Origin of the sequence: Streptomyces sp. NPDC091271, from assembly GCF_044757505.1 — a bacterium.
GTDB lineage: Bacteria > Actinomycetota > Actinomycetes > Streptomycetales > Streptomycetaceae > Streptomyces.
Window position 1 is genome coordinate 207081 of the sequence record NZ_JBIVVD010000010.1, and the last position, 23574, is coordinate 230654.

General features: G+C 71.5%; 19 protein-coding genes, 1 pseudogene and 1 riboswitch. Of the genes and pseudogenes, 7 read left to right on the forward strand and 13 right to left on the reverse strand.

The window, feature by feature from the left end; genetic code table 11:
- Positions 1-20: 20 nt before the first annotated feature.
- Entirely contained in the window at positions 21-848 is an 828-nt protein-coding gene (locus ACIQM3_RS34895) for a sulfurtransferase (RefSeq protein WP_401631695.1), read from the reverse strand.
- 242 nt (positions 849-1090) lie between these two features.
- On the opposite strand from ACIQM3_RS34895, the gene ACIQM3_RS34900 reads away from it, so the two are divergent.
- Positions 1091-1867: a VOC family protein gene (locus ACIQM3_RS34900; RefSeq protein WP_401631698.1), complete on the forward strand. Its 777-nt coding sequence runs from the start codon at positions 1091-1093 to the stop codon at positions 1865-1867.
- Between the two features lie 202 nt (positions 1868-2069).
- Here ACIQM3_RS34900 and ACIQM3_RS34905 read toward each other — a convergent pair.
- Positions 2070-2189: pseudogene (locus ACIQM3_RS34905) on the reverse strand (nucleoside deaminase); the annotation flags it as partial.
- Positions 2190-2247: 58 nt separating this feature from the next.
- Here ACIQM3_RS34905 and ACIQM3_RS34910 point away from each other — a divergent pair.
- Positions 2248-2397 (forward strand): hypothetical protein, encoded by a 150-nt coding sequence (locus tag ACIQM3_RS34910; RefSeq protein WP_401631701.1) that lies wholly within the window; start codon positions 2248-2250, stop codon positions 2395-2397.
- Positions 2398-2598: 201 nt separating this feature from the next.
- Here ACIQM3_RS34910 and ACIQM3_RS34915 read toward each other — a convergent pair whose 3' ends face one another.
- The 4 genes from ACIQM3_RS34915 to ACIQM3_RS34930 form a co-directional block, all read right to left on the reverse strand.
- Entirely contained in the window at positions 2599-3249 is a 651-nt protein-coding gene (locus ACIQM3_RS34915; RefSeq protein WP_401631703.1) for a thymidine kinase, read from the reverse strand.
- A 57-nt stretch (positions 3250-3306) separates the two neighbouring features.
- A complete protein-coding gene (locus ACIQM3_RS34920; RefSeq protein ID WP_401631706.1) occupies positions 3307-4494 on the reverse strand; it encodes an alkaline phosphatase family protein in 1188 nt (395 codons plus the stop codon).
- A complete protein-coding gene (locus ACIQM3_RS34925) occupies positions 4494-5090 on the reverse strand; it encodes a DUF5998 family protein (protein WP_033305249.1) in 597 nt (198 codons plus the stop codon). Before ACIQM3_RS34925 ends, ACIQM3_RS34920 begins: the two co-directional genes overlap by 1 nt.
- A 61-nt stretch (positions 5091-5151) precedes the next feature.
- Complete coding sequence (locus ACIQM3_RS34930) at positions 5152-8040, reverse strand: GNAT family N-acetyltransferase (RefSeq protein ID WP_401631710.1); 2889 nt, start codon at positions 8038-8040, stop codon at positions 5152-5154.
- A 165-nt stretch (positions 8041-8205) separates the two neighbouring features.
- On the opposite strand from ACIQM3_RS34930, the gene ACIQM3_RS34935 reads away from it, so the two are divergent.
- Entirely contained in the window at positions 8206-8487 is a 282-nt protein-coding gene (locus tag ACIQM3_RS34935) for an HPr family phosphocarrier protein (protein ID WP_356710256.1), read from the forward strand.
- A gap of 169 nt (positions 8488-8656) precedes the next feature.
- Here the strand turns inward: ACIQM3_RS34935 and ACIQM3_RS34940 are convergent, their stop codons facing one another.
- From ACIQM3_RS34940 to ACIQM3_RS34955, 4 genes are all read right to left on the reverse strand, one after another.
- Complete coding sequence (locus tag ACIQM3_RS34940; protein WP_401631712.1) at positions 8657-9355, reverse strand: GntR family transcriptional regulator; 699 nt, start codon at positions 9353-9355, stop codon at positions 8657-8659.
- A 239-nt stretch (positions 9356-9594) separates the two neighbouring features.
- Positions 9595-10374 (reverse strand): M23 family metallopeptidase, encoded by a 780-nt coding sequence (locus ACIQM3_RS34945; protein WP_401631715.1) that lies wholly within the window; start codon positions 10372-10374, stop codon positions 9595-9597.
- A gap of 12 nt (positions 10375-10386) precedes the next feature.
- Positions 10387-10555, reverse strand: a riboswitch (cyclic di-AMP (ydaO/yuaA leader).
- 190 nt (positions 10556-10745) lie between these two features.
- Positions 10746-12128: a M16 family metallopeptidase gene (locus tag ACIQM3_RS34950; protein WP_401631900.1), complete on the reverse strand. Its 1383-nt coding sequence runs from the start codon at positions 12126-12128 to the stop codon at positions 10746-10748.
- Positions 12129-12154: 26 nt separating this feature from the next.
- Positions 12155-13507, reverse strand: coding sequence for a M16 family metallopeptidase (locus ACIQM3_RS34955; protein WP_399232952.1), 1353 nt, complete (start codon positions 13505-13507; stop codon positions 12155-12157).
- 246 nt (positions 13508-13753) lie between these two features.
- Between ACIQM3_RS34955 and ACIQM3_RS34960 the strand changes: the two genes are divergently transcribed.
- Positions 13754-16204, forward strand: a complete 2451-nt coding sequence (locus ACIQM3_RS34960; protein WP_401631719.1) for a DNA topoisomerase (ATP-hydrolyzing) subunit A — start codon at positions 13754-13756, stop codon at positions 16202-16204.
- A gap of 24 nt (positions 16205-16228) precedes the next feature.
- Here ACIQM3_RS34960 and ACIQM3_RS34965 read toward each other — a convergent pair whose 3' ends face one another.
- Both ACIQM3_RS34965 and ACIQM3_RS34970 read right to left on the reverse strand, forming a co-directional pair.
- Positions 16229-17290 carry a CobW family GTP-binding protein gene (locus tag ACIQM3_RS34965; RefSeq protein ID WP_401631722.1) on the reverse strand — a complete coding sequence of 354 codons (1062 nt, stop codon included), beginning with the start codon at positions 17288-17290 and terminating at the stop codon, positions 16229-16231.
- 20 nt (positions 17291-17310) lie between these two features.
- A complete protein-coding gene (locus tag ACIQM3_RS34970; RefSeq protein WP_401631725.1) occupies positions 17311-18474 on the reverse strand; it encodes a citrate synthase/methylcitrate synthase in 1164 nt (387 codons plus the stop codon).
- Positions 18475-18615: 141 nt separating this feature from the next.
- Between ACIQM3_RS34970 and ACIQM3_RS34975 the strand changes: the two genes are divergently transcribed.
- Entirely contained in the window at positions 18616-19947 is a 1332-nt protein-coding gene (locus ACIQM3_RS34975) for a citrate/2-methylcitrate synthase (RefSeq protein WP_401631727.1), read from the forward strand.
- A 27-nt stretch (positions 19948-19974) separates the two neighbouring features.
- On the opposite strand, the gene ACIQM3_RS34980 is transcribed toward ACIQM3_RS34975, so the two are convergent.
- On the reverse strand, positions 19975-20985 hold the full coding sequence (locus ACIQM3_RS34980; protein WP_401631729.1) for a LacI family DNA-binding transcriptional regulator: 1011 nt from the start codon (positions 20983-20985) through the stop codon (positions 19975-19977).
- Positions 20986-21164: 179 nt separating this feature from the next.
- On the opposite strand from ACIQM3_RS34980, the gene ACIQM3_RS34985 reads away from it, so the two are divergent.
- Positions 21165-22889, forward strand: coding sequence for an ATP-binding protein (locus ACIQM3_RS34985; RefSeq protein WP_401631731.1), 1725 nt, complete (start codon positions 21165-21167; stop codon positions 22887-22889).
- The gene (locus ACIQM3_RS34990) at positions 22886-23563 is read left to right on the forward strand and encodes a response regulator (protein WP_401631734.1); all 678 of its coding nucleotides are present in this window, start codon (positions 22886-22888) and stop codon (positions 23561-23563) included. Before ACIQM3_RS34985 ends, ACIQM3_RS34990 begins: the two co-directional genes overlap by 4 nt.
- The last annotated feature ends 11 nt before the right edge of the window (positions 23564-23574 follow it).

A 23574-nucleotide genomic window follows, 5' to 3' on the forward strand; every position in this document is an offset into this window, starting at 1 on the left:
CCGTCCGGATCCCGGTCGCCTCAGGCGGGGTCCGGCCCGGTGGCGACGGGGCGGGACTCGTCCGAGGACCACTCCGACCAGGACCCGGCGTACAGGGCGGCCCGGTGCCCGGCGAGCTCCAGTGCCAGTACCTCATGGGCACCCGAGACGCCGGAGCCGCAGTAGACGCCTACCCGGGTGTCGCCGCCGGCCCCCAGAGCGGAGAAGCGGGAGGCGAGGGTGGAGGCGGCCAGGAAGCGCCCGTCCTCGCCGACGTTCCGCGTGGTCGGTGCCGACACCGCGCCGGGGATGTGGCCGCCGACGCGGTCGATCGGCTCCACGTCCCCGCGGTAGCGCTCCGCGGCCCGTGCGTCGAGCAGCAGACCGGAGCGGGCCAGTTCCGCGGCCGCGTCCGCGTCGAGAAGGCCGAGCCCGCCCGGCCGGGGCCGGAAGTCACCCTCGGCGGGCTCCGGGATATCGGTGGTGAGCTCACCCGTCCATGCGGCGAGTCCGCCGTCCAGGACCCGGACGTCGGTGTGTCCGGTCCAGCGCAGCAGCCACCACGCCCGGGCCGCCGCCCAGCCCTGGCCGCCGTCGTAGACCACGACCGGGCTGTCCTGCCCGATCCCCGCCCGCCGCATGACGGCCCCGAAGGCCTCCGGTTCCGGCAGGGGATGCCGGCCGCCGCTGCCCGCCGGGCCCGCGAGCTCGGAGTCGAGGTCGACGAACACCGCGCCCCGGATGTGCCCGGCCTCGTAGTCGGCGCGGCCGTTCGGCCCGCCGAGCTGCCAGCGGATGTCCAGGAGCACCGGCGGACGCGGACCCGCCGACTCGCTCAGGTATTCGGATGCGGTGATGATGGGCTTCATGGGTGCCATCTTCGCGCAGGGGCGACCGCCCTCGGTGACGTAGCGCCGAATTGGACGTATCGCACCAAAACGAGCTTCGACCTGAGCGGAAGCCGGAAAACGCGGCGCGGCCGGGGTGCCTCAAAGGCTCAGTGGTGCGAGCATCTGCACGGAGCGTACGCACCCGTATCCGTGCCGTTGCATACCGCACAGGCTCCGTCCCCCCGTACGGCCACCCCGATGGTACGAGGAGAGAGAAGAAGATGACCGAGGCTGCCGCCCGGCGCACGCTTGGAGCACCGTGCTGGGTGAGTCTGATCGTGCACGGCCTGACCGCGACCCAGGAGTTCTACAGCCGGCTGTTCGGCTGGGAGTTCCAGCCCGGTCCCGAGCAGTTGGGGCCGTACGTCCGAGCGCTGCTGTGCGGCAAGGAGGTCGCGGGCATCGGGCAGCTGCCGCCCGGCAGGCACCTCCCGATCGCCTGGACGACCTATCTCGCCACGGAGGACGCGGACGCCACGGCGGAGTCGATCCGCTCCTGCGGCGGGACGGTGGCCGTCGGCCCCCTCGACGCCGGGAACGCGGGCCGCCTCCTGATCGCGTCCGATCCGAGCGGCGCGGTCTTCGGTGTCTGGCAGGCCGCCGAACACCTCGGCACCGCCCTCGCGGGCACACCGGGCACTCCCGTGTGGAACGAGCTGGTGACCCGGGAGACCGCGTCGGTCGCCAAGTTCTACCAGGCCGTCTTCGGATTCGAGACCGAGGCGGTCGTCTCGGCCGACTTCGACTACCAGACGCTGCACATCCAGGGCCGCCCGGTGGCCGCCCTGCACGGTGTGGGGCACGCCCTGCCCCGCGACCGGGGGCCCCACTGGATGACGTACTTCCAGGTCGCCGACACCGACGAGGCGACCGCACGGGTCGTGGAGCTCGGCGGGCACGTGCTGCAGCCGCCGCGTGAGGCCTCCAGCGGCAGGCTGGCCACGGTGGCGGACCCGGAGGGCGCGGTGTTCACGATCGTGCGGCCTCCCGGCAGCTGACGGCCACCTCGACGCCCCCCTTCGGGGGAAGCGGCCGCGTACCACTCCCCCGAACCTTCGCAGTTGCGGTGTCAGCCGCTCGCGTCGGCCTCTCCTGTAAGGGAACGATGCATCAAGGCGCGCACCCGTTCGGTCAGTTCAGGGGCAGGACCGGTGATCTCGAGTCCGGGGACGACGTCCCCGATGGACAGCGGGCTCAGGGGCGGTCGCGGTCCTCCGCCAGGATCTTGCCGTCCGAGTCGACCAGCACGGACCCGAACGGCCCGTCGCCGGCGTCCACCGCCTCAGCCGCCAGTTCGACGCAGCGGCGCAGAAATGTCAGGTCGGCTTCGGTGACAGTGGCGGCGCGATCGGGGTCGCTTCCGGGAAGGTCGTGGTCGTTGAGTGCACTTCCACTCCGTCTCTGCGGGGTATCGGTGGGCCCGGTGCGCGGCCACGGTGTCCGCGCCGGCCAGGCGCCGCTGCCCGATGCCGTCGAAGATCTGGTCGATGGTGCCTTCGCCTGCGCGGCGATCCGTCTGCCGGTGTGATCATCTCGACCGGGCCGCGTCCATGGGCAAGGTACGGACCAGGCGCAGTCCGTGGGGCGTCTTCTCCGGCACGTGGTGGAACTTACCCGGGACCGGTGGTGAAACGGGTTCCCTCAACGTGGAGTTCACGGAACGGCGCGGGATCGGGCGGGCCGCCGGCCGGGGGCGGGCGGTCCCCGGCGGATACCAGGGGCGGGACCGTCAGGCGGATGCGACCGGCAGGACGTCGGGCGACAGCGCACCCGCGTGGGCGGTGGCACTCGTCATGTGACGGCGGTGGTGACGACGGCAGAGGACCTCGTAGCCGACGTCCGTGGCGGGCCGGTCGACGTCCCCGACCACGACCTGCTCCCCCTCGACCACCATCACCCCGCCGACAGTCCGGGCGTTGTGCGTGGCACGGGCGCCGCACCAGCACAGGGCCTCGACCTGGAGCGTCTCTATCCGGTCCGCCAGCTCGATCAGCCGCTGCGAGCCGGGGAAGAGCTTGGTGCGGAAGTCCGTGGTGATGCCGAACGCGAACACGTCGAGACCGAGGTCGTCGACGACATGGGCCAGTTGGTCGATCTGCTCGGGGGCGAGGAACTGGGCCTCGTCCACGATCACATGGTCGACCTTGTCACCCTTCGACATCCGGCTCACGAGATAGCCGTACAGATCCATGCCCGGGGAAGCCTCGACCGCCTCCGTCACCAGTCCGAGCCGCGACGACAGTTTGCCCTCCCCCGCACGGTCGTCCCGGGTGAAGATCACTCCCCGCAGACCGCGCGCCGACCTGTTGTGGCCGATCTGGAGAGCCAGGGTGCTCTTTCCGCAATCCATCGTTCCGGAGAAGAACACGAGCTCGGGCATGAGAGGGGGCGCGCCTTTCGGAGGAGTGTGCGGGTGCGAGGGAACGGAAAAGGTCGGCTACGAGCGTACTTCGAGGAGCGGAACCAGCTGTTCCACGGGGGTCAGCGAACCATGCATGCCCACCATCGCGGACTCGTGGGGCTCCTTGGCCGAGGCGGTGATCACCACGTCGTCGTGGGCGGCGGCCACCACGTCGCCGATCCTGCCGTGGACCCGCTCGTCGATCCGCGGGCCGAACCAGCCCGCCGCGACGGCCTCGTCGCGGCTCGCCACCCAGAACTGCTCGCCGAGCACCTCGCGCCAGACGGTCAGCACGTCCGCCTCGGCCCCGGGCACCGCGTACACATGGCGGGCACGGCCCTCGCCACCCAGCAGGGCGACCCCGGCGCTCAGCTCCCAGTCCTCGTCGAAGTCGATCCGGGAGTGCTCGTCGAACGGGATGTCGATCATGCCGTGGTCGGCGGTGATGTACAGCGCCGAGCGGGGCGGCAGCTGCTCGGCGAGGCGCCGGGCGAGCCCGTCGACGTACATCAGCTGGCCCCGCCAGGCGTCGGAGTCGACGCCGAAGCGGTGTCCCTGGCCGTCGACCTCGCTGTAGTACGTGTAGACGAGGGACCTGTCGCCTGCGGCGAGCCGCTCCGCCGCGAGGTCCATCCGGTCCTCGCCGGTGAGCCGGCCGAGGAAGGAACCACCGCTGAGTGCCACCTTGGTCAGGGGCGTCTGCTCGAAGTCGGGGGCGGAGACCTGGGCCGTGCGCACTCCGGCGGCGTCTGCGAGCTTGAAGACGGTCGGGTGCGGCTGCCAGGCCTTGAGGTCGGTCCACGGCTTCCAGCGGAGCTGGTTCATGAGCGCGCCCGTCGCCGGGTTGCGCACCGTGTAGCCGGGCAGGCCGTGCTCGCCCGGGGGCAGGCCCGTACCGACGGAGGCGAGCGAGGTCGCCGTGGTGGACGGGAAGCCCGATGTGACCGGCCGGCCGGTGCCGCCGCGGGAGGTGGGGAGCAGCGAGTGCAGGAAGGGGGCCTCGTCCGGGTGGGCCTTGATCTGCTCCCAGCCGAGTCCGTCGATCAGGAAGACGCAGTTACGGTCGGCCGGGGTGAGCTCCGGAATCGTCGCCTCGAAGCCTGGTACTCCCTGCCCCGCGACGAGGGTCGGCAGCAGGTCGGCGAGCGATCCGCTGCCGTACTCCGGTACGGGCGCGGTCTCCGGGGCGAGCAGGACGGGGTCCTGCCAGGCGGGCTGGACCATCAGCGGGCGGTCGCCGCGGTGGCGGCCGTGGCCTCGGAGAGGGACTGGGCGAAGACGAGGGTCTGGCGCACGGTGTCCGGGCCGTCCCCGGCCTCGCTGACACGGAGGCTCAGGTCGTCGGCGGTGGAGCTGCCCGTGTAGCCGTGGTCGGCCTCGCAGTTGGGGTCACCGCAGGCCGCGGGCTCCAGGTCGATGCGGGAGACGGCGCCCCAGCCGATGGTCAGGACGACCTCTCGGGGCAGCGTGCCGGGCACGTACTTCTCCGGATTGGCGACGACGCGGCTGACCACGACGGACGAGATCCGATCGAGCTTGACCGACTCGGTGGACGTCGTGGCGTACGGCGTCGGGGAGCTGGTGTCGGCGGCCTGCTCGTCGGTGTGGCTGACGATGAAGCGCGTGTCCGTCAGGACGAGGACCGTGACATGGCGCCGGACCTCGTTGGAGTCGAAGGTGGTCTCCTGGTGCACCAGGTACGAAGCGACCGGCTCCCCGCCGACGGCGGCCTCCACCGCCTCGGCCACGAGGGCCGGGTAGTAGCCGCTGCGCTCGATCGCCGCGCGCAGCCCCTGGGTCGTCGTACCGGTCTTTGCCATGGGAACCATCCTACGGGGGGCCGGTGACTGCCGGGGACGCTGTGCCGGGGTCCGTGGGCGTTCAGTAGCTGGGGAGCCGGCGGGGGCCGAGGTCGCTGCGGGCGGGAGGCGGGGCGAGCCGGACGCTCGCTCCGAGCACCGTCAGGCCGTGCGTGGCGACGACGACGGGTTCCAGGGCGACCGAGACCACCTCGGGGTGGTCGTCGACCAGCCGGGACACCCGCAGCAGGAGCTCTTCGAGCGCCGCGGTGTCCGCCGGCGCGGAGCCGCGCCAGCCGAACAGCACCGGAGCCGCCTTGATGGAGCGGATCAGCTCGGCCGCGTCGCGGTCGGTGGCGGGGACGAGACGGTGGGCCGTGTCGCCCAGCAGCTCGGACGGTGCGCCGGCCAGGCCGAAGGAGAGGACGGCACCGGCGGCCGCGTCGATGGACGCCCTGACGACGGTGTCGACGCCTCTGGGCGCCATGGCCTGGACGACGGGCCGGAGTTCCGCGGGCGTGCCCAGCAGATCGGTCAGTTCGTCGTACGCCCGGCGCAGCGCGTCCTCGCCGGCGAGATCGAGCCGGACACCACCGAGGTCGGCGCGATGCCGGAGGTGGGGGGCGGTGGTCTTGAGGGCCACCGGGTAGCCGATCTTCGCGGCGGCGGCGACGGCTGCTTCGGGGTCGGGGGCGGGAAGCGCCGGCCGTACGGTGACGCCGTAGCGGGCGAGCAGCTCACGGCCCTCGTCATGGGTCAGCGGACGGCCGCGCGGGTCGGGGCTCGGGCCGAGGAACGTTTCGATCAGCGCGGCGGTCCCGTGCTCGTCGATGGTGTCGTCCAGGAATTCGGGCACCCTGCCGGGGGAGGCCGCCTGGCGCCGCCACTGGGCGTACTTCACCGCCTCGGCGAGCGCGCGGACGGCTCGCTCGGCGGCGGGGTAGGCGGGGATGCGCCCGGCGGAGGGCCCGGGGCCGACCGTGCCCCTGTCGGGCGCGGTCGGCGGCGGGGCACCTGCCTCGCCCGGCCGGGGTGCGGGGGCGGGCGGACCCGGGGCTGCCGCGGGGCCGGCCGGCCGCCGGGTTTCGCGCGGGGCGGCCGTGCTCGTGGCGGCGGCGAGGGCCTGCGCCAGGCCGCCCATCTCCACGTGCACCACCGCCACGGGTTTGGCGGGGCCGTCGGCCGCCGCCTCGCGCAGGGCGGCGGCCAGGACCTCGCCGTCACCGGTCTCCGCCTCGCCGTTCTCCCCCACCCAGGGGATCGCGGTCACGATCACGGCGTCGCACGTGCGGTCGGCGAGCGCCTCGGCCAGCGCGTGACGGAAGTCCTGCGGGCTCGCCATCGTGGTGAGGTCGCGGGGCGGGCGCGGGCGGAGCCCTTCCGCCATGCAGGCGTCGTAGGTGAGGAGGCCGAGCGACTCCGAGTTGCCCAGGATCGCCACACGGGGACCGTCCGGCAGGGGCTGGCCGGCGAGGAGGAGGCCGACGTCGACCATCTCCGTCACGGTGTCGACGCGGATCACGCCCGCCTGACGCATCAGCGCGGAGACCGTCGCGTCGGGGATCCGGCTGACGGGCACGGCGTGGCCCGGCGGATTGGAGCCGCTGTGCCGGGCACCCTTCACCACGACCACCGGCTTCACGGCGCCCGTCCGGCGGGCGAGCCTGGTGAACTTGCGCGGGTTGCCCAGTGATTCGAGGTACAGCAGGGCGACATCGGTGTCCTGGTCCTCGTACCAGTACTGAAGGAAGTCGTTGCCGGAGACATCGGCACGGTTGCCCGCGGAGATGAAGGCCGACAGCCCGGCGCCCCTGCGATGGAGACCGGACAGGAGGGCGATGCCGATGGCGCCCGACTGGGTGAAGAGCCCGATGCGCCCGGCCTTGGGCGACTCGGGGGCGAGGGAGGCGTTGAGGCGGACCGTGCCGGAGGTGTTGATGAGGCCGAAGGCGTTCGGGCCGATGGTCCGCATGCCGTAGGAGCGTGCCTGCCGGACCAGTTCCCGCTGCCGTTCCCGGCCTTCGGCGCCTCGCTCGGCGTAACCGGCGGAGAGGACGACCAGGCCCTGGACGCCGTTCTCGCCGCAGTCGGCCACGACCTCGGGCACCCGGTCGGCCGGAACGGCGACGACCGCGAGATCGACCCGCTCGCCGATCTCGCCCACCGAGCGGTGCGCGGGCACCCCGTCGACCGTTCCCGTGTCGGCGTCGAAGGAGGTGTTCACGGCGTACGTGCGCCCGGTGAAGCCCGAGCCCAGGAGGTTGCGCAGCACGGTCCGGCCCACACCGCCGGGCGCGCGGCCGACGCCGATGACGGCGACGGAACCGGGGGCCAGCAGGCGCTGCACCGAGCGCGCCTCGGCCCGCTGCTCACGGGCGCGCTGGACGGCGAGGGACTCGGCCGTGGGTTCCAGATCGAGGGTGAGATGGACGGAGCCGTCCTCGAAGCTGCGCTGCTGGGTGAAGCCCGCGTCCCGGAACACCTTGATCATCTTGTTGTTGGCGGGCAGCACCTCTGCGGCGAAACGGCGGATCCCCCGCTCCCTGGCCACCGCCGCGATGTGTTCGAGGAGGGCGGACGCCACGCCGCGGCCCTGGTGGGCGTCCTGCACGAGGAAGGCGACCTCCGCCTCGTCGGCGGGGGCCGAGGCGGGCCTGCCCTGCTCGTTGATCCGGTCGAAGCGGACCGTGGCGATGAACTCACCGCCGATCGTCACGGCCAGTCCCACCCGGTCGACGTAGTCGTGATGGGTGAAGCGGTGCACGTCACGGGCGGAGAGACGGGGATACGGGGCGAAGAAGCGGTAGTACTTCGACTCGTCGGACACCTGCTCGTAGAAGCTGACCAGCCGCTCGGCGTCGTCCGTGGTGATGGGCCTGATCCGCGCGGTGCCACCGTCGCGGAGCACCACGTCCGCCTCCCAGTGGTCGGGGTACGCGTGATGCGGACTCTGCTCCGGAGTGGGCTCCATGGGCAAAGCCTACGGCTCGTGGCACCGGTAGCGGCGGGATCTCGGCAAGGGCACGCTGGGGGTGCCGGCGGACGGCGGGCAGGCCGGCGGCGATGCCGGGCACGGCAGCACGCGCCACATGAGAGACTGGTCTAGACAACCCATTGTTACGTGAAGGGCAGAACCATGGCTGAGCGCCGCGTCAACGTCGGTTGGGCCGAGGGCCTGCACGCCCGCCCCGCTTCCATCTTCGTCCGTGCCGCCACGGCTTCCGGCGTCCCCGTGACGATCTCCAAGGCCGACGGCAACCCGGTGAACGCCGCCTCCATGCTCGCGGTGCTCGGCCTGGGCGCCCAGGGCGGCGAGGAGATCGTGCTCGCATCCGAGGCGGACAACGCCGAGGCCGCCCTGGACCGTCTGGCCAAGCTGGTCGCCGAAGGGCTCGAGGAGCTCCCGGAGACCGTCTGATTCCGGCCACTTCGAACCGGAAACCTTTCTGCGGAAAAGCCGCGGCACCCCCGACCGGGAGCCGCGGCTTTTCTGTTTCCCGAACCGGTGCAGAGCTCCGGAAAAGATGGATCAGGGCAGCAAAAAGAAAGCCCTCCGATAATTACTCTCTTTGTATACGGCGCAATTGTTAATGACGGACTCCCGCGATGTTTACGGAATGTTGCGAAGTCCTCACCCGGGCCTGGCCGGGCGTGTGCCCCGGCACGCGCCGCAGCCGGTGGGCCGCTGTCGCGCGCTCGGCGTGCTGGGTGGCGAGCGCCCTGGCCCGCTCCACGTCGCGGCGGGCCACGGCGTCGACCAGAGCGCCGTGCTCGGCCCAGGAGTCCGCGGGGCGGACCGGCTGCTCGACCGCGTACATCCAGGCGATCTTGTGCCGGAGCTGGGTGAGCAGAGCGATCAGCGCGGGGCTCCCCGAGGCCTGCGCCAGCGTCTCGTGGAACCAGCCCCCGAGCGAGCGCAGATCCTCCCCCTCGCCGCGGCGCACCCGCTCCTGGCCCAGCCTGACCAGGCCGCGCAGCACCTTGAGATGTGCGTCGGTGCGGCGCTGGGCCGCGCGTGCGGCCCCGAGGGGCTCCAGGAGCATGCGTATCTCCAGGAGGTCGGCCGCCTCCTGCTCGGTGGGCTCGGCGACACAGGCACCCGCGTGCCTGCGGGTGACGACGAACCCTTCGGACTCCAGGGTGCGCAACGCCTCGCGCACGGGGACGCGGGAGACGCCGTAGCGACGCGCGAGCACCTCTTCGGTGAGGCGGCTGCCACGTTCGAAGACACCGGAGACGATGTCGTCACGGATTGCCGTGCATACCGAATGCGCGGGAATGCGCATGTCCGAACCTCCGCCTTAATCCCCGCGAAACGCGGCCGATCGACGCCTGTTCTGTGACTCTATTGCAACCGGCCGGAATTTCCGATGGCGGGGTGGAATCCATGGATATCTTTTGGCCAGGGAGCACTTCCGCGGCGGCTTCGGCACGCGTCGCCCTCGGACACGGCGAAGGCCCCGGACACGGCGAAGGCCCCGGCGGGTGCCGGGGCCTTCGTCGGAGATCGCGGTGCGGCGTGGAGTCAGACCTGGACGCCGTGGGCGCGGAGGTAGGCGACGGGGTCCATGTCCGATCCGTACTCGGGGGTGCTCCGGGCCTCGAAGTGCAGGTGCGGCCCGGTGGAGTTTCCGGTCGAGCCCGAGAGACCGATCTGCTCGCCGGAGCCGACGCTCTGGCCGACGGAGACGCCGATCGAGGAGAGGTGGCCGTACTGGGTGTACGTGCCGTCCTTCATCCTGAGCACGATGTTGTTGCCGTAGGCGCCGCCCCAGCCGGCCTCGACGACCGTACCGGCGCCGACCGCGACGACCGAGGTGCCGGACGCGGCCTGGAAGTCCACGCCGGAGTGGGTGCCGGAGGACCAGAGCGCGCCACCGGACTGGTAGCCGGTGGTGACGTGGGAACCGGCGACCGGGAGGTGGAACGCGTTGAGCCGGGCGCGCTCGGCGGCGCGGGCGGCGCGCGCCTTCTCCTCGCGGGCCTCCTTGGCGCGGGCCTCCGCCTTGCGCTTGGCCTCGGCCTTCGCCTTCGCTTCGGCCGCCGCCTTCGCGGCGACGTCGGCCTGGTGCTTCTGGGCCGTCGCCTGAGCCTCGATCTGGGCGGCGAGGGTGGTGTCGAGGGCGACCGTCTGGGTCAGGCCGGTGCTGCCCGCGGTGACCTCGGAGTCCGCGGCGAGGGCCGGGGAGGCCGTGGCACCGAGTACGCCGGTGGTGGCCAGGGCGGCGACGCCGGCGACCTTGGCGCTCTTGCGCGTCAGGCGGCTCGGGGCACGGTGCTTCCCGGTGGCACGGATGAACGCCATGGAGGGGCTGGTCCTTTCCTTCCTTCTCGCCTACCGGGTTAGCTGACGGGTTCGGAGCAGGAAGGTCTCCTACGGGCCCCTGAGCCTCCGACGAGGTACAGGGATCCGATTCACCCCAGGGACTTCGTGGGTCCCCGGCTCCCCAGGCTCGCGCCTGACGGGGACTCGGCGATGGCTGTCCGGCGCCGCGGGCGCGGCAATCGTCCGGCGGACAGCCGCGCCGACGCTAGATCGGGAGACTTTCCCCCGCCAAACGGAAAGGGCCTTTTGTCGCACATCCCACAGGACGAACTGCAACCTTCTCTGCAATACGGACAAATGACAGAACCCCGGCGGGAGTAGACCCGCCGGGGTCCGTATGTCCGGTTCTGTCAGCCGCTGACGACCGACACCTCACCGATACCGAGCGCCTCCACGGGCTCCTTGATCTGAGCGGCGTCCCCGACCAGGACGGTGACGAGCCGGTCGACCGGGAACGCGTTGACCACGGCGGCGGTCGCCTCGACCGTGCCGGTGTCGGCCAGGCGTGCGTACAGCTTCGCCTGGTAGTCGTCCGGGAGGTGCTGCTCCACCTGGTCGGCCAGGGTGCCCGCGACGGAGGCCGCAGTCTCGTACTTGAGCGGGGCGACGCCCACGAGGTTCTGCACGGCCGTCTCCCGCTCGGCGTCGGTGAGCCCCTCGGCCGCAAGGGTGCGCAGGACCTTCCAGAGGTCGTCCAGCGCGGGACCGGTGGACTCGGTGTCGACGGAGCCGCTGATGGCGAGCATCGCGGCACCCGCCGCCCCGGACGAGGAGTCGGGCGCCGTCGAGCGCAGCACCTGCCCGAAGGCCCGGACACCGTAGGTGTAGCCCTTCTCCTCACGCAGCACGCGGTCCAGCCGGGAGGTCAGAGTGCCTCCCAGGCAGTACGTGCCGAGGACCTGGGCGGGCCACACGCTGTCGTGCCGGTCCGCGCCGATCCTGCCGATCAGCAGCTGCGTCTGCACGGCTCCCGGGCGGTCCACGATGACCACACGGCCGGTGTCGTCCGCGGTGATCGGGGGCACGGGCCGGGTCTGGCCGGCATTGCCCGACCAGTCACCGACCGTGTCGGAGAGCAGCGCGTCCAGGTCCACGTCGGTGAGGTCACCGACGACGACCGCCGTCGCCGTGGAGGGGCGGACATGGGCGTCGTAGAAGGCGCGTACGGCGGCGGCGTCGATCCGCCGGACCGTCTCCTCGGTGCCCTGGCGCGGGCGCGACATCCGTGCGGTGGCGGGGAAGAGCTCCTTGGAGAGCTGCTTGGCCGCGCGCCGGGCCGGGTTGGCCTGCTCGTGCGGGATCTCGTCGAGGCGGTTGCCCACCAGACGCTCGATCTCGCTCTCCGCGAAGGCCGGGGCCCGCAGAGCCTCCGCTACCAGGCCGAGGGCCTTGGTCAGGCGGGAGACCGGTACCTCCAGGGAGACACGGAGACCCGGGTGGTCCGCGTGGGCGTCCAGCGTGGCGCCGCACCGCTCCAGCTCGGCGGCGAACTCCTCCGCGGAGTGCTTGTCCGTGCCCTCGGACAGCGCGCGCGCCATGATCGTGGCCACACCGTCCAGGCCCTCGGGCTCGGCGTCCAGCGGGGCGTCGAGGAAGATCTCCACGGCGACAACCTGCTGGCCGGGCCGGTGGCAGCGCAGCACGGTCAGCCCGTTGGGCAGGGCGCCGCGCTCGGGCGCGGGGAAGGCCCAGGGCCTGGCCTCGCCGGCGGTCGGCTGCGGGTGGTACTCCATCGCTACTCCAGTCACGGCGGCGTCGGTCACTTGTCGGCCCCCTCGGGCGCGTCGGTGCCCTCGGTCTCGTCGGCCGGTTCGACCGGCTCGTAGACCAGGACCGCACGATTGTCGGGACGCAGGTGCGCCCGGGCGGCTGCCTTGACCTCGTCGGCCGTCACCTCGAGCACACGGCCCACCGCGGTCAGGGCGAGCTGCGGGTCACCGAACAGGACGGCGTACCGGCACAGTTCGTCCGCGCGGCCGGCGACCGTGCCGAGACGGTCGAGCCACTCGCGCTCCAACTGCGCCTGGGCGCGCTCCATCTCCTCCGGGGTGGGGCCCTCCTCGGCGAAGCGGGCCAGCTCCTCGTCGACGGCCGCCTCGATCTGCGGCACCTCGACGCCACCGGACGTCTTGACGTCCAGCCAGCCGAGCGACGGCGCGCCGGCCAGCCTGAGCAGCCCGAAACCGGCGGCCACCGCCGTACGGTCGCGGCGCACCAGCCGGTTGTGCAGGCGTGACGACTCGCCGCCGCCGAGCACGGTCAGGGCCAGGTCAGCGGCGTCGCACTCGCGGGTGCCGTCGTGCGGCAGCCGGTAGGCGGCCATCAGCGCACGCGCGGGGACCTCCTCCTGGACCACTTCGCGCAGCTGCTCGCCGATGATGCCGGGCAGCGTGCCGTCGCGCGGGGGCTGCTTGCCGTCGTGCGAGGGGATGGAGCCGAAGTACTTCTCGATCCAGGCGAGCGTCTGCTCCGGGTCGATGTCCCCCACCACGGAGAGCACCGCGTTGTTCGGCGCGTAGTACGTACGGAAGAACGCCTGCGCGTCCTCCAGCGTCGCCGCGTCCAGGTCGGCCATCGAGCCGATCGGCGTGTGGTGGTACGGGTGCCCGGCCGGGTAGGCGAGAGCGGTGAGCTTCTCGAAGGCCGTGCCGTACGGGACGTTGTCGTAGCGCTGGCGGCGCTCGTTCTTCACGACGTCCCGCTGGTTCTCCATGGACTCCTCGTCGAGCGCGGCGAGCAGTGAGCCCATCCGGTCGGCCTCGAGCCACAGGGCCAGCTCCAGCTGGTGCGTGGGCATCGTCTCGAAGTAGTTGGTGCGTTCGAAGCTGGTCGTGCCGTTCAGGGAACCGCCGGCCCCTTGCACCAGCTCGAAGTGCCCGTTCCCCTTGACCTGGCCCGAGCCCTGGAACATCAGGTGCTCGAAGAGGTGAGCCAGACCCGTGCGCCCCTTGACCTCGTGGCGGGAGCCGACGTCGTACCAGAGGCAGACCGCGGCGACGGGGGTCAGATGGTCCTCGGAGAGCACCACGCGCAGGCCGTTGGCCAGACGGTGCTCGGTCGCCGTCAAGCCGCCGGAACCGGCCTGGGCTGTGGCCGTGTGACCCATGGGCATGTACGTCCCTTCGATCGGTACAGGATTTCCTGCCGGACCTGCCACTCTAGGCAAGCGCACGGGCACCTGGCGAAGTTCCCGTCGGGTGAATGTTGTCGTAGATACTGCCGTGGACGAGGGCTCCGCGGAGGCCCTGAGGACCGCTTCGGACGGGTCGAGGTCGGTGTTGTCAGTACGGCGGGCCACAATGGTCGGCGTCAGAACCTGAGGTTGCCCGACAGAATCTGTGAAGGAGTCGCAGCCGCGATGGCCCGCCGCAGCACGAAAACCCCGCCGCCGGACGACTTCGAGGAGAAGATCCTCGACATCGACGTCGTCGACGAAATGCAGGGCTCCTTCCTCGAGTACGCGTACTCGGTGATCTACTCCAGGGCTCTTCCCGACGCCCGCGACGGCATGAAGCCCGTGCACCGCCGCATCGTGTCCCAGATGAACGAGATGGGGCTCCGCCCCGACCGCGGCTACGTGAAGTGCGCACGCGTCGTCGGCGAAGTGATGGGCAAACTGCACCCGCACGGTGACGCCTCGATCTACGACGCACTGGTGCGCATGGCACAGCCGTTCTCGATGCGCCTGCCCCTCGTCGACGGGCACGGCAACTTCGGCTCGCTGGGCAACGACGACCCGCCGGCGGCCATGCGGTACACCGAGTGCCGGATGGCCGACGCCACGTCGCTGATGACGGAGTCGATCGACGAGGACACCGTCGACTACCAGTCGAACTACGACGGCCAGGAGCAGGAGCCGGTCGTCCTCCCGGCCGCGTACCCGAACCTTTTGGTCAACGGTGCTTCCGGGATCGCGGTCGGCATGGCGACCAACATGCCCCCGCACAACCTCGGCGAGGTCATCGCCGCCGCCCGCCACCTCATCCGGCACCCGGGCGCGGACCTCGAGACGCTGATGCGCTTCGTCCCGGGTCCCGACCTGCCCACCGGCGGCAGGATCGTCGGCCTCGGCGGCATCAAGGACGCCTACGCCGCGGGGCGCGGCACGTTCAAGATCCGTGCCACGGTAGCCATAGAGAGCGTCACGGCCCGTCGCAAGGGTCTCGTCGTCACCGAACTGCCCTTCACCGTCGGGCCGGAGAAGGTGATCGCCAAGATCAAGGACCTCGTCGGCTCGAAGAAGCTCCAGGGCATCGCGGATGTCAAGGACCTCACCGACCGGGCGCACGGTCTGCGTCTGGTGATCGAGGTCAAGAACGGCTTCGTGCCGGAGGCCGTACTGGAGCAGCTCTACAAGCTGACGCCGATGGAGGAGTCCTTCGGCATCAACAACGTCGCGCTGGTCGACGGACAGCCGCTCACCCTGGGGCTGAAGGAGCTCCTCGAGGTCTATCTCGACCACCGCTTCGACGTGGTGCGCCGGCGCAGCGAGTTCCGCAGGACCAAGCGGCGTAACCGGCTGCACCTGGTCGAGGGCCTCCTCGTGGCGCTGCTCGACATCGACGAGGTCATCCGGCTCATCCGGGACAGCGACAACTCGGCGCAGGCGAAGGAGCGCCTGATGGAGCGCTTCTCGCTGAGCGAGATCCAGACCCAGTACATCCTGGACACCCCGCTGCGCAGGCTCACCCGCTTCGACAGGATCGAGCTGGAGAGCGAGCGCGACAAGCTCAGCGAGGAGATCGCACAGCTGACCGCGATCCTGGAGTCGGACGCCGAGCTGCGTAAGCTGGTCTCGACCGAACTGGCCGCGGTGGCGAAGAAGTTCGGCACCGAGCGGCGCACGGTACTGCTGGAGTCGGCGGGTTCGCAGGTCGCATCGGTGCCGCTGGAGGTCGCCGACGACCCGTGCCTGGTGCTCCTCTCCTCGACCGGCCTCCTGGCCCGTACGGCCAACGCCGAGCCGGTCCCCCAGGCCGAGGACGCCAGGCGCGCGAAGCACGACGCGATCGTCTCCGCCGTCCCCTCGACGGCGCGCGGGGACGTGGGCGCGGTGACGTCCACGGGTCGGCTGCTCCGGCTCTCGGTGATCGACCTGCCGCAGCTGCCGGACACCCATGCCGCTCCGAACCTGTCGGGCGGTGCCCAGATCTCGGAGTTCCTGACGCTGGAGCCGGACGAGGAGCTGATCTGTCTCACCACCCTCGACGAGGAGGCGCAGGGCCTGGCCATCGGCACCCTGCAGGGCGTGGTGAAGCGCGTGGTCCCCGACTACCCCGCCAACAAGGACGAGTTGGAGGTCATCTCGCTGAAGGACGGTGACCGGATCGTCGGCGCCAAGCAGTTGCGTACGGGCGAGGAGGACCTGGTCTTCATCACGTCCGACGCCCAACTGCTGCGCTATCCGGCCGCGTCGGTGAGGCCGCAGGGACGCGCCGCGGGCGGCATGGCGGGTGTCAAGCTCGCGGCGGGCGCCACCGTTCTCTCGTTCGCGGCGGTGGATCCCTCCGCGGACGCGGCGGTGTTCACGGTCGCCGGGTCGCACGGCACGCTGGACGACTCCGAGCGGACCTGGAAGCTCACCCCGTTCGACCAGTACCCACGCAAGGGCAGGGCCACCGGCGGGGTGCGCTGCCAGCGCTTCCTCAAGGGGGAGGACGTCCTGGTGTTCGCCTGGGCGGGCGAGACCCCGGCGCGGGCGGCCCAGAAGAACGGCGCACCGGCAGAGCTTCCGGACCCGGATCCGCGCCGGGACGGTTCGGGCACACCGCTGACGAGTCAGGTCGCGGTGATCGCCGGACCTCTGTAGGACACCCGGCCGGGCGGCGGGGGCTCAGTCCTCGTCGTCCGGCTGCCGTACATACCGCAGGACGCCCCACATACTGCGCTCCAGCTCCTCGGTGGCGTCCTGCCACGCGTCCTGGCAGGCCTCGAGCTCCTTGTACAGGGCCGCGGTGTCGATACCGGAGCCGATCAGCACCAGCTGGGTCCGTCGCGGTTCGTCGCGGGCCCAGCGCTCCGGCACGAAGCGCAGGAACCTCCCGACGGCGTGCAGGGCGTACCGGTTGCCGGGGTCGCCCGCACCGAAGTCGGCGTATCCCTTGATCCGGTAGAGCCCCGCCGGCCTGGAGTCGAGGAACGCCATGAAGCGGCGGGGGCTGAGCGGCACGTCCGCGGTGAAGGAGACACTCTCGTACGCCGAGTGCAGGTGCTCCTCGTGCGTGCGGTCGGCCTCGGGGAGCAGGTCCTCGAACGTCAGCTGGCGGAACGAGTCGTCCTCCTCCGGCCGGAGGACGGGATCGAAGAGCAGCTCCGGGTCGATCCTGCCGTACGCGGCGCGGATGACAGCCGCCCTGGCGCCCGCCGTCCCGACCGTCTCCCGCACCGCCGCCAAGTCCGCGTCGGTGACCCGGTCGGTCTTGTTCAGGACGATCAGGTCGGCGGCCGCCAGGTGGCGGTCGATCTCGGGGTGGCGCTCCCGCGTGGCGGGAAATTCGGCCGCGTCCACGACCTCGACCAGTCCCCCGTACCGGATGTGCGGATTGTCGCTGGCCAGCAGCATCCGTACGAGTTCCTGGGGCTCGGCGAGACCGCTGGCCTCGATGACGATCACGTCGAGGCGCGCGGCGGGCCCGGTCAGCGTCTCCAGATAGGTGTCGAGCTCGCTCGCGTCGACCGCGCAGCACAGACAGCCGTTGCCCAGCGAGACCGTCGATCCGACCTGCCCCGCGACGGTCATGGCGTCGATCTCGATGGACCCGAAGTCGTTGACGACGACGCCGATCCTGTTGCCCGCCCTGTTGCGGAGCAGATGGTTGAGCAGTGTCGTCTTGCCGGAGCCGAGGAACCCTGCCAGGACGACGACCGGGATCTGCGGGGCGTGGGGCGGGGTCAACGGGGCCTTCCTCGGGTCGGTCAGAGTGTCGGTACGGGCTGCGGAGGCGGGGGTCCGGCATAGCGGGCCGCCGGGCGGATGATCTTCGAGTCCTCCGCCTGCTCCAGGATATTGGCGCTCCAGCCGACCATGCGCGCGGCACAGAAGGTGGGCGTGAACATCTCACGCGGCAGACCACAGAGCTCCATGACGACACCGGCGTAGAACTCCACGTTCGTGTGCAGCTCGCGTCCCGGCTTGAGCTCGGCGAGGATCGCCTCCACCTGGCTTTCGACTTCGACGGCGAAGTCGACGAGTGGGCCCCCGAAGCTCTGCGCGACCGAGCGGAGCATCCGTGAGCGCGGATCCTCGGTGCGGTAGACGGGGTGCCCGAATCCCATGATCCGTTCCCCCGCGAGAACTCGTTGACGGATCCAGCCGTCGATCCGGTCCGGGGTGCCGATGGCGTCCAGGGTGTCCAGCGCCCGGCTGGGCGCGCCGCCGTGCAGCGGGCCGGAGAGCGCGCCGACGGCTCCGACGAGGCAGGCGGCGACATCGGCGCCGGTGGAGGCGATCACTCGGGCGGTGAACGTGGACGCGTTGAAACCGTGGTCGACGGTGGAGACGAGGTACCGCTCCACGGCCGCGGTCCGTACGGCGTCCGGCTCCTCGCCGGTCAGCATGTACAGGTAATTCGCCGCGAACGGTAGGTCGTCACGCGGTTCGACCGGCTCCAGGCCCTGGCCCAGGCGGTACAGGGAGGTCAGCACCGTGGGGACGGCCGCGCAGACGGCGAGGGCGTCCTCACGGCGGCGGTCGGCCCCGATGTCGTACACCGGACGGAACCCGGCCGAGGCGCCGAGCAGCGAGAGCGCCGTACGAAGTCCGGCGAGCGGTCCGGAGAGAGCCCCGGCCCGGGCGATGGCGGGCAGCGCCTCCCGAACCTCTGCCGGCAGCCGGCGCAGACCGGCAGTCCGGGCGGCGAAGCCGGCGCTCTCGGTCCGGCCGGGCAGCTCGCCGTGGAACATCAGGAACCAGACGTCCTCGAAGCTGCGGCTGTGCGCGAGCTCGACCGCCGAGTACTGCCGGTAGTGGTAGAACCCCTCGCGCCCGCGCACGTCACCGAGCGCGGTGTCGGTGACGATCACCCCGGCGAGACCCCGGGGCACGTCGAGCGGGGCGGTATCCGTATGCGAGGCAGGCATGGCAGGTCTCTCCTTCACCGATGGGCTGTACATTGATTCGACTGTCCATGATTGACTTCAGAGTTGTCAATATTGATTTCATCAATATGAAACGTCGCCAGAGGTGATCCGGCATCCATGGACATGGATACGGTGGGCACCATGACGCATGACTCGGCGCACGGAACCGGCACGCAGGACGCGGGAGCCGAAGGGGCGGCGCCCCGCAGGCTCACCACCCGGGAGGCGGCCGAACGCCTCGGGGTGAAGCCCGAGACCGTGTACGCCTACGTGAGCCGGGGGCAGCTGACCAGCAGGCGGGCCCCCGGCGGACGCGGCAGTACGTTCGACGCCACCGAGGTCGACACCCTGGCCCGCCGCACCGGGCGCAGGGAGCCTTCGCCGTCCTCCACGGGCGATCTGGTCTTCCGCACCGGCATCACGCTCATCGAGCCGGACCGCTACTTCTTCCGCGGCGTCGACGCGACCGAACTCGCCCGTCACCACGGCTACGAGGAGGTCGCCGAGTGGATCTGGACCGGCGAGCTCCGCCCTGGCATCCGCTTCACCGCGGCGCGCGAACCTCTCGCCGCGGCCCGGCGGACGGCCGCCTCGATGCCGCGGCACAGCAGCGCGACGGACCGGCTCCGTGCCGCTGTCACCGCGGCCGCGTCCGCCGATCCCCTGCGGTTCGACCTCTCCCCCCAGGGGGTGCTCAACAGCGCGCGCAACCTGATCCCCACCCTGGTCGGGGCGTTGCCGGCGGCAGGGAACGGGGCCGACGGCGCGGTGGGGGACGAGGGCTCTCTGGCCGCCCGACTGTGGCCGAAACTCTCGGCCCGGCCCGCCGACGCGGCCGCACTGGCCCTGCTCGACACGGCGCTCGCGCTGCTGGCCGACCACGATCTCGCGGCCTCAACCCTGGCGGTACGGGTCGCCGCCTCGACCCACGCGAACCCGTATGCCGTGGTCTCCGCGGGACTCGGCGTGCTGGAGGGCCCGCTGCACGGCGCCGCCAGCGGGCCGGCGCACCGGATGCTGGCCGAGGTCGTGGAACGGGGAGGCGCGGCTCCTGTCGTCGCGGACCATCTGCGCGCCGGCCGACGGGTACCGGGGCTCGGCCACCGCCTTTACACGAGCGAGGATCCGCGGGCGGGCGAGCTCTTCTCGCTGCTGGACCAGATTCCGCAGGCGGCCCCGGCGGTGGCGGCCGCCCGTGACGTCGTCGCGACCACCGCCCGCCACACACCTCTGCACGCCAACGTCGACCTGGCTCTGGCCGCCCTCTCGGTCGCGTACGGCATGCCCGCCGAAACGGGTGAGACCGTGTTCGCCGTGTCCCGCACGGCGGGCTGGATCGCTCACGCGATGGAGGAGTACACGGAACGGCCGCTGCGCATGCGTCCCAGCGGGCAGTACACCGGCCCGCGCCCGCCCCAGCCGCTGCCTGCCCCGAAGGCGGCCGCTCCGGAGGATGCGGGTCCTGCAAATTAGCTACAACCGGCGGAAAATCTCACCCCCCTACGGCCGGGGCGGGCGGGCCGTGGAACCACGGACGACCAGTTCCGGCTCGAAGAGGAGCTCGTCCGAGGGCACCGTGCGCCCCCCGATCTGCACGGAGAGCAGCTCGACCGCGGCCCTGCCCATGGCTTCGATCGGCTGGCGCACCGTGGTCAGCGGCGGCTCGGTGCAGTTCATGAACGCGGAGTCGTCGTAGCCGACGACGGAGACCTCCCCGGGCACCGACAGTCCCCGGCGGCGCGCCGCGCGTACCGCGCCCAGGGCCAGCGGGTCGCTGGCGCAGATGATGCCCGTGATCCCCTGGTCGAGCAGCCGTGTGGCGGCGGCCTGGCCGCCCTCGAGCGAGAACATGGCCCGGGAGACGCACTCGTCCGGCACGGTGACCCCCGACTGGGCGGCCAGCGCGCGGGCGGCGGCGAGCTTGCGCTGCGAGGGCATGTGGTCGGCCGGGCCGAGGACGAATCCGATCCGCTCGTGGCCGAGCGAGACGAGATGACGCCAGGCCTGCTCGACGGCCACCGAGTCGTCGCAGGAGACCGCCGGGAAGCCGAGATGCGCGATGGCGGCGTTGATCAGGACGACCGGGATCTTGCGGTCGGCGAGCACCTTGTAGTGGTCGTGGGGGGCGTCGGCCTGGGCGTAGAGACCACCGGCGAACACGACTCCGGACACCTGCTGCTGCAGGAGGAGCTCCACGTAGTCGGCCTCGGAGACCCCTCCCTTGGTCTGGGTGCAGAGCACCGGGGTCAGGCCCTGCTGGGCGAGCGCGCCGCCGACCACTTCGGCGAAGGCCGGGAAGATCGGGTTCTGCAGCTCGGGCAGGACCAGTCCGACGAGCCTGGCACGCTCACCGCGGAGCTGCGTCGGACGCTCGTAGCCGAGCACGTCCAGGGCGGAGAGAACAGCTTGGCGTGTGGCGTCGGAGACACCCGGCTTGCCGTTCAGCACGCGGCTGACCGTGGCCTCGCTGACTCCTACTTTCTGGGCAACCTGAGCAAGTCGTCGCGTCATAAGCGCAAGATTAGCGCAAGAACCGCAAAAATATTGCGTCGAGACGGATACCCGTAGAACGCTCACAGATGGAGGGCGGGAGGGCAAGGGCCCGGCCTGACCGGCGATCGGAGAGTGATCGGCGGGCTGCAGGCGTCCGGGATTTCGGTGAGCGCGGATTGCCCCTTACCGTTCGTACGATGAGCGCCCCACGGACCACCCCACGGGGACCGCGCCGGTTCGGCTGGCCGCGGCGGGTCTTCTCGCAGGTCCTGCTGATGCAGCTGGCCATCATCACCGGCGTCACGGTCCTCGTCACGGGCCTCTTCCTGGCACCGCTCAGTGCCCAGCTCGACGACCAGGCGATGCGCCGCGCCCTGGCGATCGCGCAGTCCACGGCGGCGCAGCCGCAGATCTCCGCGTCGCTGCTCACCACCGACCCGCGCCCGGGCGGCGCCGTCCAGGCCGCGACGGAGCGGATCAGACGGGCGACCGGTGCCGAATACGTCGTGGTCATGGACAGGCAGGGGGTGCGCTGGTCACACACGGACTCCTCCCGCATCGGCGATGTCGTCTCCACCGACCCCAGTGCGGCGCTCGCCGGCAGGTCCGTGATGGAGATCGACAGCGGCACGCTCGGACGTTCGGCGCGCGGCAAGGTGCCGCTGCTCGACCGATCGGACCGGGTCGTCGGTGCCGTCTCGGTGGGCATCGCGTACGACAGCGTCCGCGCCCGGCTGCTCGCCGCGATCCCCGGGCTGCTCGCCTACGCGGGCGGAGCGCTGGCAGTGGGAGCACTGGCCGCCTACCTGATCTCCCGCCGTCTTCAGCGGCAGACGCATGACCTGGCGTTCTCCGACATCTCGGCGCTGCTGACCGAGCGCGAGGCCATGCTGCACAGCATCCGTGAGGGCGTCGTCGCGCTGGACCGCACAGGGCGCATCAGGCTCCTGAACGACGAGGCCCAGCGTCTGCTCGGTCTCGGCCCCGAGGCCTCGGGCAAGCAGCTCGACGAGGCGCTGGGCGAGGGGCGCACCACCGACGTGCTGGCCGGGCGGGTGGTGGGCGAGGACCTGGTGACGGTCCGCGGCAACCGCGTGCTCCTCGCCAACCGGATGCCGACCGACGACGGCGGGGCCGTCGCCACACTGCGCGACCGTACGGAACTGGAGTACCTCGGCCGTGAACTCGACTCCACCCACGGCCTGATCGACGCCCTCCGCGCCCAGGACCACGAGCACGCCAACCGGCTGCACACCCTCCTGGGGCTGCTGGAACTGGAGATGCACGAAGAAGCGGTGGAGTTCGTCACGGAAGTCGTCGGCGTCCACCGGGCGACGGCCGAGCAGGTCACCGAGAAGGTCCACGACCCCCTTCTGGCCTCGCTCCTGGTCGGCAAGGCGACCGTGGCCGCCGAGCGCGGTGTCGCTCTGCGCATGGCGGCGGGAACCCTCCTGCCGGACCGGCTCGTGGACCCACGCGGACTCGTGACGGTCCTCGGCAATCTGGTGGACAACGCGCTCGACGCGGCCGCGGGGTCGCCCGACGCACGGATCGAGGTCGGGCTGCGGGCCGAGGGCCGTACGGTGGTACTGCGCGTGTGCGACAGCGGCCCCGGCGTGCCGGCCGGTGATCACGAATCCATCTTCACGGAGGGCTGGTCGACCAAGGAACTCCCGGCCCACGGCAAACGGGGCCTGGGGCTGCCGCTGGTGCGGCGGCTCGCCGAGCGACAGGGCGGCAGCGTGTCCGTGTCGAGTGCCCCCGAGGGCGGGGCGGTGTTCACCGTCGTCCTTCCGGAGGCTCTGGGCGGCCCGGAACAGCTGGGCATCCCTGCGCCCGGTGGCCCGGAACGGCTCGGCTCCCCCACCGCGGGCGGCCCCTCGGCCCCCGCACGGCCCGCGACGTCAGGAGACGCCCAGTGATCGAGGTTCTGGTCGTGGACGACGACGTACGGGTCGCCCGGATCAACGCGGCTTATGTCGCCAAGGTGCCCGGATTCCGGGTGGCCGCCATGGCCCACTCCGCGGCGGAGGCGCTCGCGAGGATCGGCGAGGTGCCCGTCGATCTGATCCTGCTCGACCACTATCTGCCGGACCGCAACGGCCTGGCCGTGGTGCGGGAGCTGCGCGCCCTCGGTCATCACACCGATGTGATCATGGTGACGGCCGCTCGCGACGTGGCGACCGTACAGGCGGCGATGCGCCACGGCGCCCTCCAGTACCTGGTCAAGCCGTTCGCGTACGCCGGGCTCCGCACCAAACTGGAGGCCTACGCGGCGCTGCGCCGCACCTTCGAGAGTGGCGGCGAGGCCGAGCAGACGGAGGTGGACCGGCTGTTCGGGGCCTTGTGGGCCACGGGCGGGTCCGACCTCCCCAAGGGCCATTCGACGACGACCGCGGAACTGGTCCGCCAGGCCCTGCGGGCTGCCGGCGGGCCGCTCTCCGCCCAGGAGGTCGCGGAGAGCGCCGGGATGAGCCGGCAGACGGCCCAGCGCTATCTGAAGCTGCTCGAACGCACGGGCCGCGTGCGGCTCTCCCTCAGGTACGGCGAGACCGGCCGCCCCGAACACCGGTACCTCTGGGCCACCGGTTCCTGATGGCGCGGCCC

Coding starts and splice junctions, on each gene's coding strand:
- ACIQM3_RS34930 (WP_401631710.1), bottom strand. CDS start 8,040: ATGGAGCCCACTCCGGAGCAGAGTCCGCATCACGCGTACCCCGACCAC.
- ACIQM3_RS34975 (WP_401631727.1), top strand. CDS start 18,616: ATGACGCATGACTCGGCGCACGGAACCGGCACGCAGGACGCGGGAGCC.
- ACIQM3_RS34950 (WP_401631900.1), bottom strand. CDS start 12,128: ATGGAGTACCACCCGCAGCCGACCGCCGGCGAGGCCAGGCCCTGGGCC.
- ACIQM3_RS34970 (WP_401631725.1), bottom strand. CDS start 18,474: ATGCCTGCCTCGCATACGGATACCGCCCCGCTCGACGTGCCCCGGGGT.
- ACIQM3_RS34960 (WP_401631719.1), top strand. CDS start 13,754: ATGGCCCGCCGCAGCACGAAAACCCCGCCGCCGGACGACTTCGAGGAG.
- ACIQM3_RS34985 (WP_401631731.1), top strand. CDS start 21,165: ATGAGCGCCCCACGGACCACCCCACGGGGACCGCGCCGGTTCGGCTGG.
- ACIQM3_RS34925 (WP_033305249.1), bottom strand. CDS start 5,090: ATGGCAAAGACCGGTACGACGACCCAGGGGCTGCGCGCGGCGATCGAG.
- ACIQM3_RS34920 (WP_401631706.1), bottom strand. CDS start 4,494: ATGGTCCAGCCCGCCTGGCAGGACCCCGTCCTGCTCGCCCCGGAGACC.
- ACIQM3_RS34945 (WP_401631715.1), bottom strand. CDS start 10,374: ATGGCGTTCATCCGTGCCACCGGGAAGCACCGTGCCCCGAGCCGCCTG.
- ACIQM3_RS34915 (WP_401631703.1), bottom strand. CDS start 3,249: ATGCCCGAGCTCGTGTTCTTCTCCGGAACGATGGATTGCGGAAAGAGC.
- ACIQM3_RS34895 (WP_401631695.1), bottom strand. CDS start 848: ATGAAGCCCATCATCACCGCATCCGAATACCTGAGCGAGTCGGCGGGT.
- ACIQM3_RS34940 (WP_401631712.1), bottom strand. CDS start 9,355: ATGCGCATTCCCGCGCATTCGGTATGCACGGCAATCCGTGACGACATC.
- ACIQM3_RS34935 (WP_356710256.1), top strand. CDS start 8,206: ATGGCTGAGCGCCGCGTCAACGTCGGTTGGGCCGAGGGCCTGCACGCC.
- ACIQM3_RS34900 (WP_401631698.1), top strand. CDS start 1,091: ATGACCGAGGCTGCCGCCCGGCGCACGCTTGGAGCACCGTGCTGGGTG.
- ACIQM3_RS34980 (WP_401631729.1), bottom strand. CDS start 20,985: ATGACGCGACGACTTGCTCAGGTTGCCCAGAAAGTAGGAGTCAGCGAG.
- ACIQM3_RS34955 (WP_399232952.1), bottom strand. CDS start 13,507: ATGCCCATGGGTCACACGGCCACAGCCCAGGCCGGTTCCGGCGGCTTG.